This window comes from Acinetobacter sp. UBA6720 (assembly GCF_002454215.1).
GTDB lineage: Bacteria > Pseudomonadota > Gammaproteobacteria > Pseudomonadales > Moraxellaceae > Acinetobacter.
This window is the reverse complement of the sequence record NZ_DKIK01000109.1, coordinates 28,229-28,999: the sequence shown is the minus strand read 5'-3', so window position 1 is coordinate 28,999 and position 771 is coordinate 28,229. Positions and strand designations below refer to the sequence as shown.

The 771-nt window shown below is 41.4% G+C and carries 2 protein-coding genes; one reads left to right on the top strand and one right to left on the bottom strand.

Annotation, left to right across the window (positions count from 1 at the left end; genetic code table 11):
• Positions 1-243 (top strand): AMP-binding enzyme (locus B4F08_RS09595; RefSeq protein ID WP_414632473.1); only part of this gene is annotated, 243 nt, incomplete at its 5' end.
• A gap of 78 nt (positions 244-321) precedes the next feature.
• On the opposite strand, the gene yjgA is transcribed toward B4F08_RS09595, so the two are convergent.
• On the bottom strand, positions 322-771 hold a 450-nt coding region (gene yjgA, locus B4F08_RS09590; protein ID WP_291374252.1), incomplete at its 5' end, for a ribosome biogenesis factor YjgA.

Here is a 771-nt window from a genome sequence, read left to right as displayed (position 1 = left end):
GCTGCGGTGGTCGCGAAGCCCGATCCTCGCTGGCAAGAAGTGCCCTGTGCATTTATTGAACTCAAAGCAGGTAAAGAAACCACGCCTGAGGAAATCATTGAATTCTGTAAGCAACATCTGGCACGTTTTAAAGTCCCGAAAGATGTAGTGATTACAGAAATTCCAAAAACGTCGACAGGCAAGTTACAGAAATTTGTCCTACGTGATTGGGCCAAAGAGCGTGCAACTGGCGAGTTTAGCTAAACATTCAGCAGTCTATTCAAGCAAATATTCTCACATAAAAAAGCGACCTTGAAGGTCGCTTTTTTATGTCTAAATGGCTTAATTATCTGAAATTAAAGCCACTTGCTGAATGTAGTTAAACAACTTCAAACGTGAAGCTTTAAGTTGTTCTTCATCAGCCTGCTGTTTCATATCACGGTGAATACGCAATACATGCTGACGAATGGTATGACGTTCCGCGGCATTATAGGTTTTGGAAAACTCATTAATGACCACATCACCATCTTTGATCATACGATCAACCCAACGCTGCAATTGAGCGGTTTTTTTCGCGCCTTGTTGCGGTGTCAAATAAGACAAAATCACCGTTTCATCTTCATTACGCAACAACTTACCAATGCGTAAAAATTGGCGACGACGAGCTTCATTTGATGTAATCAGTTTCACATCCAAAAGGGCTTCAATCAAACGCTCTTCAACAGGTAAGTTTTGAATTTGTTTAGTGTTCAACTCTGCAAGTTGAGAACCCAAAGATGCCATACGTTGTAC